The 16833-nt window shown below is 56.5% G+C and carries 12 protein-coding genes; 11 read left to right on the top strand and 1 reads right to left on the bottom strand.

Features of this window, described 5'->3' with window-relative positions; genetic code table 11:
• Nucleotides 1-424 precede the first annotated feature (424 nt).
• Complete coding sequence (locus F3J08_RS04320) at nucleotides 425-1258, top strand: transglycosylase SLT domain-containing protein (RefSeq protein ID WP_166928559.1); 834 nt, start codon at nucleotides 425-427, stop codon at nucleotides 1256-1258.
• Between the two features lie 5 nt (nucleotides 1259-1263).
• Here F3J08_RS04320 and F3J08_RS04315 read toward each other — a convergent pair whose 3' ends face one another.
• Nucleotides 1264-2838, bottom strand: coding sequence for a tetratricopeptide repeat-containing glycosyltransferase family protein (locus F3J08_RS04315; RefSeq protein WP_240149124.1), 1575 nt, complete (start codon nucleotides 2836-2838; stop codon nucleotides 1264-1266).
• 101 nt (nucleotides 2839-2939) lie between these two features.
• On the opposite strand from F3J08_RS04315, the gene flhA reads away from it, so the two are divergent.
• The 10 genes from flhA (at nucleotide 2940) to F3J08_RS04265 (ending at nucleotide 16826) form a co-directional block, all read left to right on the top strand.
• Complete coding sequence (flhA, locus tag F3J08_RS04310; RefSeq protein WP_240149123.1) at nucleotides 2940-5258, top strand: flagellar biosynthesis protein FlhA; 2319 nt, start codon at nucleotides 2940-2942, stop codon at nucleotides 5256-5258.
• A 159-nt stretch (nucleotides 5259-5417) separates the two neighbouring features.
• A complete protein-coding gene (locus F3J08_RS04305) occupies nucleotides 5418-6995 on the top strand; it encodes a globin-coupled sensor protein (RefSeq protein ID WP_166928558.1) in 1578 nt (525 codons plus the stop codon).
• 50 nt (nucleotides 6996-7045) lie between these two features.
• Nucleotides 7046-8797, top strand: coding sequence for a DUF1217 domain-containing protein (locus tag F3J08_RS04300; protein WP_166928557.1), 1752 nt, complete (start codon nucleotides 7046-7048; stop codon nucleotides 8795-8797).
• Nucleotides 8798-8805: 8 nt separating this feature from the next.
• The gene (gene fliI / locus F3J08_RS04295) at nucleotides 8806-10230 is read left to right on the top strand and encodes a flagellar protein export ATPase FliI (protein WP_166928556.1); all 1425 of its coding nucleotides are present in this window, start codon (nucleotides 8806-8808) and stop codon (nucleotides 10228-10230) included.
• Nucleotides 10227-10640, top strand: a complete 414-nt coding sequence (locus F3J08_RS04290) for a hypothetical protein (protein ID WP_166928555.1) — start codon at nucleotides 10227-10229, stop codon at nucleotides 10638-10640. The genes fliI and F3J08_RS04290 overlap by 4 nt, the downstream gene beginning before the upstream one ends.
• A 132-nt stretch (nucleotides 10641-10772) precedes the next feature.
• Nucleotides 10773-11531, top strand: a complete 759-nt coding sequence (locus F3J08_RS04285) for a hypothetical protein (protein ID WP_062165219.1) — start codon at nucleotides 10773-10775, stop codon at nucleotides 11529-11531.
• Between the two features lie 18 nt (nucleotides 11532-11549).
• Nucleotides 11550-12656 (top strand): flagellar motor protein MotB, encoded by a 1107-nt coding sequence (locus tag F3J08_RS04280; protein ID WP_166928554.1) that lies wholly within the window; start codon nucleotides 11550-11552, stop codon nucleotides 12654-12656.
• A 65-nt stretch (nucleotides 12657-12721) separates the two neighbouring features.
• Nucleotides 12722-13594, top strand: a complete 873-nt coding sequence (motA, locus tag F3J08_RS04275) for a flagellar motor stator protein MotA (RefSeq protein ID WP_023980041.1) — start codon at nucleotides 12722-12724, stop codon at nucleotides 13592-13594.
• 757 nt (nucleotides 13595-14351) lie between these two features.
• Nucleotides 14352-16010 (top strand): hypothetical protein, encoded by a 1659-nt coding sequence (locus F3J08_RS04270; RefSeq protein WP_166928553.1) that lies wholly within the window; start codon nucleotides 14352-14354, stop codon nucleotides 16008-16010.
• A 45-nt stretch (nucleotides 16011-16055) separates the two neighbouring features.
• The gene (locus F3J08_RS04265; protein WP_166928552.1) at nucleotides 16056-16826 is read left to right on the top strand and encodes a flagellar hook capping FlgD N-terminal domain-containing protein; all 771 of its coding nucleotides are present in this window, start codon (nucleotides 16056-16058) and stop codon (nucleotides 16824-16826) included.
• The last annotated feature ends 7 nt before the right edge of the window (nucleotides 16827-16833 follow it).

Genomic DNA, 16833 nt, shown 5'->3' with positions numbered 1-16833 from the left:
AAAAAAGGAGCGTCTTTATCAGGCAGCCAAACGTCTTTTTCCTGTTACGACAATGCATCGTATGATCGTCCAGCCCAGTTCCCGGTGTGACGCGGAGTGCGTATCGAAATGTCTTTGTCAAATGGATAAGCCTGCACCATCGATAGCGATCTTGTACGACAGGCGCCAGCAATGACACCCTACGACACAGGCCTGTCACTTACAACCACAACAAGGTTAACGCCCTCCGACAGAGAGACAGTTTCACACCGGCATTGTTGCAAAAGCGATAATGATTGTCATAACGCCTGCTTATCCTGTAACGGGAAGACCTTTGATATTGATCTATGCCGCACCACGGCGAACCGTAATCCCGCTGTCACATAGACGCCGATGAAAGACTGCCATGGATTTCGCTGAGAGGCGCAACGGACCCATGATTTTCATGAAATCACGCCTATCGAAATCAGCCAGCGCGTCTCTCGCAATGTTGGGTTTCAGCGTTGTTCTCGCTCCCGTGCCGGCCCTGTCTCAGACGATGGAAGCCGAGCGCTGCCGTATAGCCTCCAGCCAGGCTGAAAAAGTCCTCCGCATTCCCGAAGGTTTCTTATATGCCATCAGTCGGGTCGAGAGCGGCAAGACCGACGCGCAGGGGCGACTGTCATCCTGGCCGTGGACAATAATGGCCAATGGGGTTGGCCATTATTACGATTCCAAACAGGACGCCGTCGCGGCGGCAACCGAATTTCGCAATGCGGGTATTATGTCGATCGACGTCGGGTGCTTGCAGGTCAACCTGCAACAGCACCCGGATGCTTTCCATTCACTTGATGAGGCGTTCGATCCAACCTCGAATGCTCTCTATGCCGGGCGCTTTCTTAACCAGATGCACGACAAGATGGGAAGTTGGCCGCGTGCGGCGGCGGCCTATCATTCCCAGACCCCAGGGCTCGGAGCCCCGTATCAATGGAAGGTGCTCGAAACCTGGGCCATACCTGATGACGAACGGATAGGCCCGTCAGGGGACGTTAAACACCCGCCTCAGCGTAAGGGCGCGATTGATTTGGCGGCGCCACGAAGCCAGTCTCCCTACGGCGATACAATCGTTGCTGATGCGCGTGAGGGAGCACAGCCTGCTGTGAGGGCATTTCATCCTTTCCAGGGTTTCAGCCATTTCACCCAGCCTGCCCCTCATCATTCAGGCATGAGCGGCATGAGAGGACGCAGCCTCGCATCATACCGAAGCAGCCCTACGCAATTGGCACGCCCAACAGGCTGAAAGCATCAGACGCCTCGCATATCGATCCAGAGTCGCAGCGCTTTTCCGACTTCTTGAAGGACAGGAAGGAAAGAGCGCTCATTCGAACGGAAAATTCTCATCGTAGGGTACCACGGGCTCCCTGTTCCGGAATCCCCCCAGCGCCAGCACGCATCCCAACGGCTTATCAACCATACGGGACAACCAAGCGCTCCGGCGAGATGCGCGGGTGACGTATCGACCGAGATGATCAGATCAAGATTACGCATGATGGCCGCCGTATCCGCCATGTCTTGTACCTCGCTCATGGGATCATGAATTGTCTGACCGGTCCAGCTCTTCAGCTCTTCCCTTGGTGTCCCGAATTGCAGATTGACGAAGGTCGCCTCAGCCGGGAGGAGCGCCTCGGCGAGATCGCTGAAGGAAATCGAGCGCCGCATATCAGCCAATGCGTATTCTGAGCGGAGACGACGCTCGCCTGCCCATACAAGACCGATCCGCGGTCTACCCGCAGGCAGCAGGGCCGCCATTTTTTCTCGGTCAGCGGGGATATCGGTAATGTATGGAATGCAGGTTGGAATATCGTGCACCGTCCGCACCCCGCTGATAAAGGGCAGATCCGGCACGGGGCACGCGTAATCATATGCGTGGTTCGTAGCAGCACTCACAGGGTCCAGCACCGTCAAAGCCGGGTAGGACTGACGCACAAGGCGCACCAGAGAGGCGGGCACACAGACGTGGATTTCGGCACCACGCGCTGCAAGGGCGGATAGGTGACGTATAAACTGGATCGTATCGCCCAACCCCTGCTCCTGAAAGACAAGGATACGCTTCCCTGAGAGGCCGGTATCAGGACGGAGCCGGGGAATGCTGCGTACCCAGCCCTGCTGTGGGGTTATCTGCAATTCGCGCTCGAAATAGAGTGGCCAGCCTCTCTCAAAAAGACCCGCCTTGATCAGGGTGCAGGCATAACCAAACGCGATAGCTTTGCGTTCAGGGCTGATTCTGAGGGCCTTTTCATACCACGGCAGGGCTTCAACGGAGCGATTGAGCCGCTCGAGCGCACAACCGGCATTATTGAGCAGTGACGCTGTTTCATCTCCGTCGTTGAACAGAGATTTCAGCACCGCAAGCGCCTCAGCAGGATACCCGACCTCAAGCAGGGACATGCTGATGAATTCCCCGATCTCCGCTTTCTGCCCGGGATAGGTTGCCATCATCTGTGCAAAGCTTGCGCAGCCGCCGCTTACGTCCCCGCGCACGATCTGCAAATGGGCGGAGAAAGCCTGGGCGGGCACATTGTCAGGTTGCAGGCGTATGACATTGCGCAGCAGGACCCCAACGATGTCGTAACGCGTTGTGAAACGCAGGATGAGCGACGCTCCCGCCATAGAGAGCTTCCACTCGTCCTGATGGACTGCCATCGTTTCGAGTACAAGTTTTAATCCGCTGATCCCGTCACCTGAGCCCAGCAGGGCCTCGCATGCCTCAACAAACTTCTCGACATCCGGCGGTGCACCCGGGATTTTCCACCACTGCTCAGCAGGCGATGAAGCATGTGTCAGATCTCGCGGTTCCGGACTAGCCGTGTCTTGTGTCATGCCATCACCGATCAAGTTCAGGTCATTTCGAAAGCAGGTTAGCGATCCATGAACGCGTAACGCTTAATATCTTGCCTCATCTACGCGAGACGGGATACCTCTTGGCGCGAGATTCAAGCGCCTGCCGCAACGATTGGCGTATCATTCATTTCAGGACGACAGGTCGGGGCCCGTTGCGCAGCAATGCCGTCGGCATCATGACCCAGGCTAGGAAAGCTGACATTTTGGAAAGCGCAAACGTCTCTCCGGTCCGTGCCCCTTCCTCCAGCAAGTCGCGCACGGGTGGCAACGCTGCCTCAAAACTTTTTTCTTCCTTGACCGGGCAAGTAACGAAGGCATCTCAATCCGTCAGAGATGGCAGTTACAAGACCTCCTGGCGACGGGCGATCCCCGGCACCGATGTCGGCCTTGCGCTCGGCGTGTTGCTGCTGCTGTCGATTCTGATCATCCCTCTGCCGACGTTCATTCTCGATCTCGGTCTCTCATTGTCGATCACATCGAGCGTGCTTGTTCTGATGGTTTCCCTGTTTTTGGAGAGACCCATTGAATTCACCTCATTCCCTACCCTGCTTCTCCTCACGACACTGCTCCGCCTCTCGCTCGAAATCGCGACAACACGCCTTATCCTGAGCCACGGCAACGAAGGCACCTTTGCTGCAGGGCATGTTGTCGCCGCATTCGGAGGGTTCCTGATGGGCGGTGATGTCGTGATCGGGGGAATCGTCTTCAGCATTCTTCTCGTCGTGAACTTCATGGTCATCACGAAGGGCTCGGGACGCATCGCAGAGGTTGCAGCACGCTTCTTTCTCGACTCCATGCCTGGCAAACAAATGGCCATCGATGCCGAGCTGTCGTCAGGAGCCATTAACGACAGGGTAGCACGCCTCAAGCGCAGGGAGCTCGAAGACGAAAGCTCGTTTTACGGCGCCATGGACGGTGCTGCAAAATTTGTCCGCGGTGATGCCATCGCAGCGCTGATCATTACAGGGATCAACATTGTCGGGGGGTTGGCTATCGGTGTCCTCCGCTACGGCATGCCTATCGGCGATGCGGCAAGTACGTTCACAACGCTGACTGTCGGTGACGGACTTGTTTCCCAGATTCCTGCCCTGCTCGTTTCGACAGCCTCCGGTATCGTGGTTACCAAAGGGGGAACTGCGGGGTCGGCAGACGTCACGCTTGTCCGCCAGCTCGGCGGAAACCCGAAGCCCATGGCGATGGCCGCGATTCTCTCCGGCTGCTTCGCATTGATGCCTGGGCTGCCTGCGTTTCCGTTCCTCATCATTGGTGCCCTTGCCGGCACCGCTGCATGGTGGCGCTGGAAAGTGCCGACACCAGATGAAAATGACAGTGACGTCAGCGAAGCGCCCCCGGCCCCTTCTGCGTCACCCATCTCTGATGTGCTCAAACTGGATCTGCTTCGTCTTGAGCTCGGGTTCGGGCTTCTTCCAATGACCAATGGTGAGAACGCGCAACTGACCGAGCAGATCAAGGCACTGAGAAGAACAATCGCAGCCGAGATGGGCTTCATTACACCGCCCATCCGCATACAGGACAATATCATTCTGCCGTCTGATCGCTACGTTATCAAACTGAAGGAAATCACCATCGGTAGTGGTGAAGTCCGGCCTGGCCGCCTTATGGCCATGACGCCATCGGGGGGCGCTCCCGATCTTGAGGGTGAGAGGACGTCAGAACCCGCTTTCGGTCTTCCCGCCGTGTGGATTGCACCGGCCCTCAAGCCGCGAGCCATGGCCCTCAAATGCACGGTCGTCGATCCTGCGAGTGTTCTGGTCACACATCTCAGCGAACTTGTGAGGCAAAATCTGCCAGATTTGCTGACTTACGTAGCGACCCAGAATCTGCTCGATGAACTGCCCCGGGATCAGCAGAAGCTGGTGGGAGACCTCATTCCGTCACAGGTTACCCTGAGCACGGTGCAGCGTGTGTTGCAGTCGCTTCTCGCCGAACGGGTCTCCATACGCGACCTGCCCACAATTCTAGAGAGCATCCAGGAGGGTAATGGTCTGGGCTTGCGAGGCATCCAGGCCCTCACCGCTCATGTGCGCGTCCGCCTCTCCCGACAAATCTGCAGCGGCCTGGAGGGGCCCGCAGGTTATATCCCGATGATTACCCTCTCTCCGGAATGGGAAAACGACTTCGCCGCTCATATAGCCGGACAAGGCGATGACCGGCGACTTGCCATGCCGCCATCCATGCTCAATCGCTTCGTGATCAAACTGCGCGACGCCTTCAACGCCGTTTCAGCAAGTGGCGAGGTGCCGGTCATCGTCGTCTCCTCGACTGTACGCGATTCAATGCGATCAATCGTTGAGCGCGTACGCCCTGCGGTCCCGGTGCTATCCCAGGCAGAGATCTATCCCCGGGCACGTATCAAAACCATCGAGACGATTACCTAGACCTCGCCTCGCGCCCCATAAGCCAGCCCGAAAGGCCCCGCACGACCAGATCATTGACAATGACAACAAACAATCCTCTCTTCACGCTCTCTTGAAGGTTCGCTCAATAGAGGGCGCACCGCACCGTCGGGTACCAACGAACAAGCGAGAAGCTGCAACATGACTGAAACCCTACTCTCTGATCTGGCACGCAGGCAGGATTTCATTGGTATGGGACAGAGTGATCTTGCCTCGTTGCGCTCGATGGCCAGTCTCATAGAACGGGAACTTCCGGGAGTACTTGACGGCCTCTACCGGAAGATCCGTGAAACACCGCGCTCACGTGCATTCTTTACTGATAACGCCCATATGGAGCGTGCTAAAGAGGCGCAACTCGCCCACTGGCAACGTATAGCCAAGGCGCGGTTTGACGAGGATTACGTTGCACATGTCACAAAGATAGGGACAACTCATGCCCGTATCGGGCTGGAACCCAGCTTTTACATCGGTGCATATGGCCGGATCCTTGTTGCTCTGATGCACGAAATCATCTGCGATGATCAGCCCCGGGGCATTCTGAAAAAGCTGTCTTCACACAATGTGAATGACATGGCTGGACGCATCGAAAGTCTGACCAAGGCTGTCCTCATTGAGATCGATCTTACAATATCGGCTTACCTCGATGGCATGGACCAGGCCCGTCTCCGCCTACAGGAGGAGCAGACGCAGCGTGCGCAAGAAGATCAGGCAACGGTTGAGATTCTCGGTCAGGCCCTGAGCGCCCTGGCGAATGGTGATCTGACCCTCAGGATTGAAGATGGGGCAGTCCCGGAGCGATTGGACGCTCTTCGTCTGCACTTCAATCAGGCTGCGGTCACGCTCCAGAAGACGATACACCATATCAGCAACGAGGCCGTGCATATTGGAACAAATGCCACCGATATCGGTCACGGCGCCGATCAGCTTTCCAGCCGTACCGAACAACAGGCCGCGGCTGGGGAGGAGATGTCCGCAGCGCTTGGCCAGATAGCCGGCAGTGTGAAGCAGACCGCTATCGAGACGCGCAAAACCGAAGAGATGGTTCTCGTGGCCCAGCGTGAGGCAGAACATGCCGACATCATCAGGACCGATACGATTGCCGCGATGACTGCCATTGAGTCTTCCTCACAGGAGATCGGTGGCATCATCACCATCATGAACGAGATTGCATTCCAGACCAACCTCCTTGCCTTGAATGCGAGCGTGGAAGCCGCGCGCGCCGGTGATGTCGGTCGCGGCTTTGCCGTGGTGGCCGAAGAGGTCCGGGCTCTCTCACAGCGCTCTCGGGAGGCAGCAGAGGCTATAGGACGGCTGATCGCTCAATCGGATGCCCATGTGCGTCTCGGCGTTACGAAAGTGCGAGAGGCCGGACTGGCGCTACAAAAGGTGATGGATCAGGTTCGGGAAATCAGCAGCGCCGTCACAGTCATCGCGTCATCTGCGCAGAGACAGTCCCAAAGCATCGGCGAACTCAATGTGGCAATGAGCGACCTTGAGCAGACGACCATGCAGAATGCAGGCGCGGCCGAGGAAAGCGCAGAGGCAGTGAAGAGCCTCGTGTCAACAGCAGACTCTCTTGCAGAACTCGTATCACACTTTGCCTTCAGTGATATCGAGCGCAATTCGGCATCAGAAGGAACGTCCCCTCCCCCGGCGGGAGGGGCAGGGCGCCCGGGGAGAATGATCGCGGGAAAGGCTCATCTGGAAACCTCTTCGTAATTTTCTCCCGTTAGGATCGCGCAAGAGCGGAGGAACCCCGGGAGACGTGTATGGCCATAACAAACATATCACCGGTTGCCAGCTACCTTTCAGCCCTCAAGGACGAGGACCTGGCCGCATCGAATTACGCCAAGAGCGATATTGCAACGAAGCAGGCAGTCGCTGCCTTTGAAAAAAAAGCGCCTGCGATAACCTCTGCTGATGCCCTCCTGAAAGATTATTCCTCTCTTCAGGTCGTACTCGGGGCGTTTGGGATGGGGAGCTACGCCAATGCGACAGCACTCATTAAGGACCTGCTGACCCAGGACCCCAGCTCCAGTAAATCTCTCGCCAAGACGTCTCAAAACGCGACATGGCTTGCCTTCGCCGACGCGTTCAAGGTCTGGGGGCAGAACAAGGGTAGCTCTAGCGACACAGCGTTCATCGCTGGTAGCGGTTCAACGGCGCTCAGCACAACCTATACGCCGACCAGTTCTATAACGATGAGCGCAACCCTCCCCTCTGCAGGGGCCTCTGGCCAGACATATGTTTCGCCCGCCGTCGATGCGTATGACGATGTTTCCGGGGCTCACAAGATCGCGCTTCAGTGGACACAAAGCAAGACGAACCCTTTGAGCTGGAGTGTCTCTGCCTTTGATGCCGAGGGCAATGCATCGGTCGCGAGCAATGCGTTTCAGGTGACATTTAACAGTGATGGTACGCTTGCTTCCGCGACCAATACGACTACCGGAGCGACTATTGCCTCGGGTGCAGCCGGACAGGCGGTCGAGCTGCCCATCACGCTTAACGACGCGAATGAAAAGGGTCAGGCAATATCAATCTCGCTGGGCACGCTCGGGGGCAGTTCAGGCGTGATCATGGCTGGCAACAGCTACCAGGCTACCAGCCCAACCCAGTCGGTGCTGTTGCAGAACGTCGACTCTTCCAGCACCTCGCTCTCAATGCCCTCCGCGACAATCGGGTCGCTTTCCGGCACCGGACAGACCTATATCACGGCCCCTTTCAATCCGAACCAGGCGTCTGACGATACGAACAATGTCACGCTCGGTCGGACGTATCTGTCGGTCAAATGGGCGCAAAGCAGCAGCGATCCGAGCACCTGGAGTGCCTACGTCGTCGATCCTTATGGTTCTACCGTCAATAGCACCGTGGTGTCAGTGGGCTTCGATGGCTCCGGCAACGTGCTTCAGGTCAATGGGCAGTACACCCATGACATCCCCTCGCTGCAGGCAACGGTCAACGGAGTGCAGTACAGCGTCGCTCTCCAACCACCCAATCTGTCACAGAGTTCCGAGGCCAGCCAATCGGTGCTCAAGAGCGACAGTAAGGTCTCCAGTACGGTTGACGGTGTGTCGATCGATCAGATCGTTTCGAACTATCAGAAACAGCAATATGAATCGAACGACGCCAACACGGATAACGGCGTAGGCAACGCTCTGTATTTTACGCGCAAGATGGCCAGCGTCACCTCGCTCAGCCAGATCATGTCCGATACCAAGTTGCTTCAGGTGGTCGAGACCGTATCAGGCTACGATCCCTCGACGTTTGGTGCGCTGAGCTACGATCAGCAAGTGCGCATGCTTACGAAAAAGGTAGACTTCTCGAAACTCAAGACTCCCGATCAGATCCAGAAATACGCCGAGCAATATCTGACCCTTCTCCAGATCACTCCGCAGCCAGCGGACAAGCCTGCAGACATGCTCGATCTGTTTGGTGGTGACGACTCGAAATCAGGCATACTCGCCTTGTTCGGCGATGATGACAGTTCTTCTTCATCCAGCATTTATTCTGGTCTGTTTTGACCGATCAGATGCGCCTTGATGAAGACTTGACACTTTCCCGGCTCACACAAGAGCTTGGTGCCCTTGCACAGGCCGTCAGAACGCCTTTGCACGACCTTCCTGTTGCATGCCTAGAAGGAAAGGTCACTGCAGTTACGGGCCTTTCCGTCGCATTAACCGGTATGACGGGCTTTACTGGCGTAGGTGATCGGGTCACGCTCGCAGCCCTGGATGGACGTGAAATCGATGCCGAGATTGTCGGCTTTCGTGACGAGACGGCCATTGCGATGCCATTCGGTGCCCTTGATGGCATTGGGGCCGGTTGTCGCGCCCTTTTTCCGCTTCTGCCATCGGGTGAACGTCAGAAACGTTCCGGCGCAAATCTCGTGGTCAATGATCATTTTGTTGGTCGCGTGATCGACCCCATGGGCAAGCCCATCGATGGGAAAGCGCCCCTTTCCCCAACTGGCCTATCGTGCAACCTGCGGGCGTCGCCGCCAGATGCAGCATCTCGCGCACGCCTCGGCCCCCGGATGAGCCTGGGTGTTTCAGCATTGGACCTGTTTGCTACATGTCGCCAGGGACAGCGGCTCGGACTTTTTGCGGGTTCCGGCGTAGGCAAGTCCACGCTTATGGGAATGCTTACGCGCAACAGCGCTTGCGATATTGCCGTAATCGCTCTCGTTGGGGAGCGAGGGCGAGAGGTAAGAGAATTCCTTGAGGATGATCTGGGCGAAGAAGGGTTGTCGAAGGCCGTAGTCGTCGTTGCCACGTCCGATTCTCCCCCATTAATGAGACGGGAAGCCGCTTATACCGCCACGACGATCGCCGAGTATTTCCGCGATCAGGGAAAATCAGTGCTGCTTCTGATGGACAGCGTCACACGTTTTTGCCACGCCTTGCGGGAAATTGGCCTCTCTGGCGGTGAGCCCCCCGCAACACGAGGCTATCCTCCAAGCGTTTTCGCCGAATTGCCCAGACTCCTTGAGCGGGCAGGTCCGGGGCTTTCAACGCCAGATGGGCGTGCGGGACAAATAACCGCCATCTATTCGGTCCTTGTCGAAGGAGACGACCATAATGAGCCGGTTGCAGATGCGGTTCGCGGCATTCTGGACGGGCATGTGATAATGGATCGACGCATAGCGGAGGCCGGACGTTATCCGGCTATAAACGTGCTGCGCTCCCTTTCCCGCACGGCGTCAGGATGCAACACCCGTGAAGAGAATGCCCTGACGCGTGAGGCACGCGCGACACTGGCAGTGTGGGAGGATATCAGGGATATCGTTCAGCTTGGTGCCTATCGTGAGGGCAGTGATGCCAAGTCGGACCGGGCCATCAGGCTCGCACCGGAGATCGATTCTCTACTCCAGCAGGAACGCATGGAAGTCAGAGCCCTGTCCGACAGTTTTCTTGCCCTCAATAATCTGGTTGCTGCCTATGGCGGACCACAATGACCCATCGCCTGCGCTGCCTCGCCACTTTGGCCAAAATACGGGAACGCGAGAGACTTGATGCGCAAACGCAACTGATTGCTGCGCAGCAGCTGCAGGATGGGAAATCCGCGAGCCTGACTTATGCGACAGACGTACTTGCCGAGGAACGTCGCATTGCAACGGCGGGAAACGTGACCATGGAGACGTTTCGCGTCTGGTTTCCGTCTGGCCTTGAAAAAATCGCGTACGCCAGAGAAGAATATCATAACGCTTCTGCCGCGACAGACACTGCGCGACTTTTCGCTCTGGAGACGGCAGTCAGACATAAGGCTACAGAAACGGTCTTTCGGCGTTTGGAAAAAGAGCGTAATGATTCTCACACACGCCGTGAGCAAGCCGTACTCGACGAGTTATCGTTGCGTAAGCGCTAATTCATAGGCGAATGTCTTTGATACGTCGCTTTGAACGCCCGGGAGTTTGCGTTTTTTAACATTCGTAAACCTCGTCATTTCACTCCGCCAGTCAGGTGGAGACCTCATATTCCAATAGCGATCAGGAATGTTATGGAAGAGATACAGAACGCCAAGATATTCATTGCGACGCCCTGCTTTGGCGGGCTTGTCACGCAGGAATATATGGAATCGATTATCGCCTGCACAAGCATCATTCGTATTCCCATGACCTTGTCCCTCCTGGGCGACGATGCCATGGTGAGCCGCGCGCGCAACACGCTCGTTCATCAGTTCTATACACGCTCGGATGCAACGCATCTTCTTTTTGTAGATGCAGATATCGGGTTTCCCGCAGAGGCGCCCGCCCGACTGCTTGCTGCCGACAAGGATATCGTTGCCGGGATGTACCCTATCAAGGAGCGCTTCTGGGACAAGGGAACCCAGGAAAATCTGAACCGCGGTGAAAAGCTTGAAACAGCCTCGCTACGCTACGTCGGTGAGACGGATGCGATGCATTCCTCGTGGGACAAGGGGCCGTTATTCCGGACCCATTACGCGGGCACCGGATTCATGATGATCAGCCGCAAGGTGATTACAGCGATGATCAAACACTATCCGGAGACCGCCTACCGGCGCATAGATGCGGCGGGTTCAGGAGACGGAAGCATGTGTCACGCCCTGTTCGATGGCAGCATCGATCAGGAGACCGGCACCTATCTCAGCGAAGATTTCACATTCTGCAAGCGTTGGCGCGATCTGGGTGGCGAGGTCTGGCTGGATACGTCGATCGCTCTCAACCATGCTGGACGCGCCTCGTTTGAAGGTACACCCGCGTCCCGCCTGGGCATGTTACATCTGAAAGGACGATAACGGGACCCCTGAGCGCAGATGGCCAGAAAAAATCGCCCCTCCGTCATCATCCGTCGCCAAGATGAGGATGGACACGAGCCCCATCATGGTGGTGCATGGAAAATCGCCTACGCGGATTTCATGACGGCCATGATGGCGTTTTTTCTCGTCATGTGGCTCCTGAATGCAACGACCGACGAGCAGCGCCGGGGGATTGCCCAGTACTTCAACCCGCTGGCTGATGAAAAATCGGCAATTCCGCCAGAAAAAATCGTTGATACTCCCCCCGCTCCTATGATGGGCGGGAGCAGTTTTGATCGTCTCGAAGACAATGAGAATATGGATACGGCGGGGCCGGTGCCCGTTCCCTATGAAGGGCATGGCGCTTCGTCCCCTATCGAGGCAGTTCCGGCCTCCCATCATCAATCCGAGCATGAATCGCTGCCGGCCCAGGCGGCAATCGTTCCCATAGGGGGCCCGGAAGCAGGCTCGCGTCATGACAAACCGGGCCCTGTCGGGTCCGAGGCATCGAGAGCCGAGCAGGCCAACCTGCATGATATGACACGCAATCTGGAACAGGCGCTCAAAGCAGGCAAAGATACCAGCGATCATCTCGACAATGTGGCGATCTCATATGGTCGGGATGAAATCAGGATTGAGCTTCACGACACCGAAAATGTGCCAATGTTCGAGCTTGGAGCCTCTGCACCAAACAAAGCCGCACGCGCCATGCTAGGCGAGATAGCAAAATGGCTCGCGCCGATGCCGGAGCGTATCTCAATCGTCGGGTATACGGATGCAGCCCCTTTCAAGGGCAAGGTTGCAGGAGGAATGTCCAACTGGACCTTGTCCGCCTTGAGAGCCGATCAGTCACGCGAAATTCTCGTCAAGTCGGGATATCCCGACCCCAAGATCCTGGACGTATCAGGTGGCGCAGATCGGGAACTTGCCGACCCGGCAGTACCGTCAGCCGCAGCGAACCGCCGGGTCGTTATCATCATGCATCGCTTGCATCCCGATATAAATCAGGTGGAGGCCGGATCAGGCACTCTGACAGGCGAGCACGAAAAACCCGTGGATAATAGTCCCGGTTCGCCTAAGATCATGCCACAGGCTGGGCACAGTGCCTCTTCTCCAAACCCTTAGCATCCTCCGACATCACATCAGATACCTTTCAACATTCAGCCTCGAATAAGAAACGGAATTCAAAAATGCTTTTTATCGGGGGGCTTGTCTTTTCCCTTCTGTGTGTTTTCGGCTCGTTCGCTGCTTCAGGCGGTGTGATGGGGCCACTGCTCGCATCCATGCCCTTTGAACTGATTACAATTCTTGGTTCGGCGCTTGGCATTTTTGTCATGTCGAATTCCATAGGTGCCCTGAAAGAACTGCCGCACAACTTCAAGCTTGCGCTCAAAGGGCCGCAATATGACAAGGCCGCCTATGTGGATCTTCTCGTTGTTCTTTTTCGCCTGACCCGTCTCGCTCAAGCCAAAGGGGCAATGGCACTCGAGGAGCACGTAGAAAATCCGCAAGATAGTGGTATCTTCGCGCTCTCTCCAAAGGTCCGTGACGATACGGAAACCCGCGATCTTATTTGCGATTATCTACGCCTGGTGAGTCTCAATCTCGAGGACGCCTACCAGCTTGACGACGTCATGGCCCGCGAGCTTCGCAAAAATCAGGCCGAGAAACTGCATATTTCAGAGTGTCTGACGAGTATTGCAGATGCCCTGCCTGCGCTGGGTATCGTCGCCGCTGTGCTTGGCGTGATTAAAACCATGGCCTCAATCAGCAAACCTCCTGCCATTCTGGGCGAGATGATTTCCGGGGCACTCGTCGGGACATTTCTGGGCGTTCTGCTGTCCTACGGGGTGGTGGCCCCTCTCGCCTCAAGAATCAAGGCGGTGATTGTGCAGGATGGCCGTTATCAAGGCATCATCAAGACGGTCCTGGTTGCCCATCTCCAGGGCAATCCCCCGCAGGTTAGCGCCGAAATCGGACGAAAAGAAATTCCACCGGCTGCCATGCCGAGCTTTTTCGAACTCGATGTCGCTCTGACCGAGTCTCAGGGAGTTGCTTCATGACACTCCTGACCTGCGAGATGACGGAGTGGTCAATATGAGAGTGAGAGAGAGACAGGGCCGATCTGTGGCGAGTGATGAGGTATCGCGGTCAAACCTGCCCGGCAACGCCCCACAACTCACTTCGGGCGCCGCAGTGTCGGGTGCCCCCCTGCCGTCCCCCCAGTCATTTCGCAGTCAACTTTCGTCGGCAACTCAACCACAGAAAGCTGTTTCGGGTGACCTGACGCCTCCAACTGACAAATGGTCAGATGTCGTCAGCGGTGCCTCACTGGCCGTGGAGGCGGGGTCGAGCGGTTCAACGTCTCTGGCCAATGCCCCACCCGACATACTCCCGACACTCTCGAGCAGAGGGCAACGCACCAGCTCCGGGAGAGAGGATGAAGGCTCGATCAGCAATGAAGCCGTGAGCAGCCAATCATCGGTCGCAGTGATGCAAGGGGGCTATTTTTTAGCCTCAAGCCAGGTCCTCGCCCCCTCTGATCTGGGTTCTGCATCAACGTCCGGGCGGAGCGACATACGCACATTCGCCAACGGCTCGTCGTCGTATGGATTCGATATTCTCTCACACGCAGCGCCCTTCTCTTCGGTACAGGCACCAAGTGGGTCAGCAATCCTGCAAAATGCCGATATCTCCCTCCAGCGGCACAGCTCGGCGTTGTCGGGACAATCGGATACTGCCTCGGCCCTTGCTCAACCAGTCTCCGCCGGCGCCCCCCCGCTCCCAAATCCGTTCGTTGGCGACGCAACGCAGCTGCCGATGACGCCTGACACAACATTTGGCCGCAGCGCCCTGACTAGCCTGCAAGGATTATCAACTCCAGCGATTGAGGCCTATGTCGCGCCTGCCTCCTCGTCAGGCGCTTCTGTCAGCACCGGGCGGGACGACGGGAGATTGTCATTACAGCCAACCATCAACACGTCCGCCGTATTCAATCCGGCAGCAGTAATGACCCAGACAAGTGGGATCACGTCGGCGGCGACCACACAGGGTTCAGCACCTCTCTTTGAGGCTGCCTTTGGCCTCGCTAGTCCAACCTCCATCACGAGCGATCAGACAACCCTTGGGCAGTTTCAGGCACCCGGATTCCTTTCTCGTGGCGTAACAGCTGACGAGATCGTCTCCTTGCCCGGAACCAAAGCGAGCAGCCCGGTCAGGCGCGCCGAGACTCTGTCCTATAATGCCTCCGAAGTGGCTCAGAGTGGCAAGCCAAGTCCAGGTAACCTGCCTGGACAAGCCAGTCTTGCGATCAGCAATGTGATATCAGGCACCTCCATGGGGGGTATGCAAACAGGGCAGATCACGTCAGGCGCAGGAATTGCCCCAGCTGAAGGCCACCTCGCAGAGGTGACCGTGACAACCTCGCCAGCGCGATCCGATACGCCCCTGCCATCCTCCATAAATGTCCATACAGCGATACAGTCCGCTGCTGTTATCTCTGGTACTGGCGGAGGTTCGTCACATCTGACGGATGGTACCCTCGCTCAAGGCTGGGTAGTCACGACCTTGCCAGACAATAGCCAAAGCAACACGCCCACTTCTCCGATCATCAATCAAGCGACCGTACAGCAAAGCGAAAGACAGGCGCATTTCGGATCTCTTTCCGACAGCGCAGGCAAACCTGCCGCAAGCGTCACGCCCCCGCAATCTGGCGCAGCAGATGAACCGGACTATGAAAGTGACTGGTCCGGCGTCGTAGCGTTAGGCGGTGCGACAGGCAGAACAGAAGGCGAGAGAGCATCGTCGAAAGGAGATAACCCGCCCGAGGATCACTCTGAGGCAAAGGCAGCGACGCCTTTGCTGGTCGCGCAACTTGCTGATGCCATCGGGGGCTTACACAACGATTTTGGATCGATGGTGCTCAGCGGCCAAAGAGAGGACGGGCAGCAAAAAACCTCAAGTCCTGTGGAAAGAGCGACATGGGACACCACGACGAATCAAGGTGACCAGACACAGACTGCGTCCAGCTCGACGACGACACTGACTATGACGTTGCAGACAACTGATACGAGTCCGATTCAACTAAGCCTCGAGGGGCAAAATGGGATAGCGACACGCATCATCCTTCAGAGCGATGACGATTCCACTGCGGAAAGCCTGAGCAAAACCAGACACGATCTTATTGCCTCCCTGCATTCTGCTGGAATTGATACGACTTCGATCAGAATCGACATCGTCTCATCCATGTCTGGCGGGTCCAATGCGCAGACCCACGACCATCATGCTCAGAATGGCATGAACCTGTTGATGCAAGGGCAAAACTTTGCTGGCGGTGGTCAGAATTCCAACCCCGGATACAGACAGCAAGAGAGTAGACTCGGGACGTCCGAACCCGATAACATAGGTGATACTGGCGTTACATTGCGGGCTTCAGAATCCGCCCTAGCAACCAATGGCCGCGTCAACATCACGGCTTGATGACAGACATTCAACGCTTCGACTTTTTTCACAAGGGCAACAACATTGGCAACCTCGTCGATCAGCAACGAAAGTGCATTGCTTCAGGCCGCTGAGGCCACCGCAAAAGCTTCGGCCAACTCTTCGTCATCGAGCACCTCATCGAGTTCGAGCGCTGCCTTGGGTCTCTCGTCCCTTGCGAATAACTATACAACATTTCTGACGTTGCTAACGACCCAGTTGCAGCATCAGGATCCCAGCAGCCCCATGAGTTCTGACTCGTTCACCTCTGAACTCGTTCAGTTCGCCGGTGTGGAGCAGCAGGTGCAAACCAACACCAATCTGTCATCCCTTATCTCGCTCAACGAGAGCAGCCAGCTCGGTTCGGGCAGCCAGTGGGTGGGACAGACAGCTACGGCGAAATCGACCACGTTGCCCCTTCAGAGCGGTGCAGCATCGCTCAGTTTCAGTGCAACTCAGGGCCAGAACGTGGCCATCGCCGTTAGCGATTCATCTGGAAAAATTGTCAAGACCGATACAGGGTCCGCTGTTTCGGGCACCAACAAATGGACATGGGATGGGACTGACAATTCGGGTAACAAACTGGCGGACGGCGCTTACAGTGTCGCGGTAAAAACGATCGACTCTACCGGCACCACATCCGACGTGCCCTTTACCGTAACGGGTATTGTGACAGGTGTGACGAAAGGAAGCTCCGATCTTGAGATTCAGATGGGAGGTGCCACGATCCCATTGTCGAACATCACCAACTTCAGTGGCAAGACAGCCTCGAGCACGACCCAGAGTTCTGACAGCTCAGATAACGTTGAGGCCTAAACAGGAC

Source organism: Asaia sp. As-1742 (assembly GCF_011753235.1).
GTDB classification, from domain to species: Bacteria; Pseudomonadota; Alphaproteobacteria; order Acetobacterales; family Acetobacteraceae; genus Asaia; species Asaia bogorensis_B.
This window is presented reverse-complemented; position numbering and strand designations above follow the sequence as displayed.

Coding starts and splice junctions, on each gene's coding strand:
- F3J08_RS04320 (WP_166928559.1), top strand. CDS start 425: ATGAAATCACGCCTATCGAAATCAGCCAGCGCGTCTCTCGCAATGTTG.
- F3J08_RS04305 (WP_166928558.1), top strand. CDS start 5,418: ATGACTGAAACCCTACTCTCTGATCTGGCACGCAGGCAGGATTTCATT.
- F3J08_RS04285 (WP_062165219.1), top strand. CDS start 10,773: ATGGAAGAGATACAGAACGCCAAGATATTCATTGCGACGCCCTGCTTT.
- motA (WP_023980041.1), top strand. CDS start 12,722: ATGCTTTTTATCGGGGGGCTTGTCTTTTCCCTTCTGTGTGTTTTCGGC.
- F3J08_RS04315 (WP_240149124.1), bottom strand. CDS start 2,838: ATGACACAAGACACGGCTAGTCCGGAACCGCGAGATCTGACACATGCT.
- F3J08_RS04280 (WP_166928554.1), top strand. CDS start 11,550: ATGGCCAGAAAAAATCGCCCCTCCGTCATCATCCGTCGCCAAGATGAG.
- F3J08_RS04270 (WP_166928553.1), top strand. CDS start 14,352: ATGACGCCTGACACAACATTTGGCCGCAGCGCCCTGACTAGCCTGCAA.
- F3J08_RS04300 (WP_166928557.1), top strand. CDS start 7,046: ATGGCCATAACAAACATATCACCGGTTGCCAGCTACCTTTCAGCCCTC.
- fliI (WP_166928556.1), top strand. CDS start 8,806: ATGCGCCTTGATGAAGACTTGACACTTTCCCGGCTCACACAAGAGCTT.
- F3J08_RS04290 (WP_166928555.1), top strand. CDS start 10,227: ATGACCCATCGCCTGCGCTGCCTCGCCACTTTGGCCAAAATACGGGAA.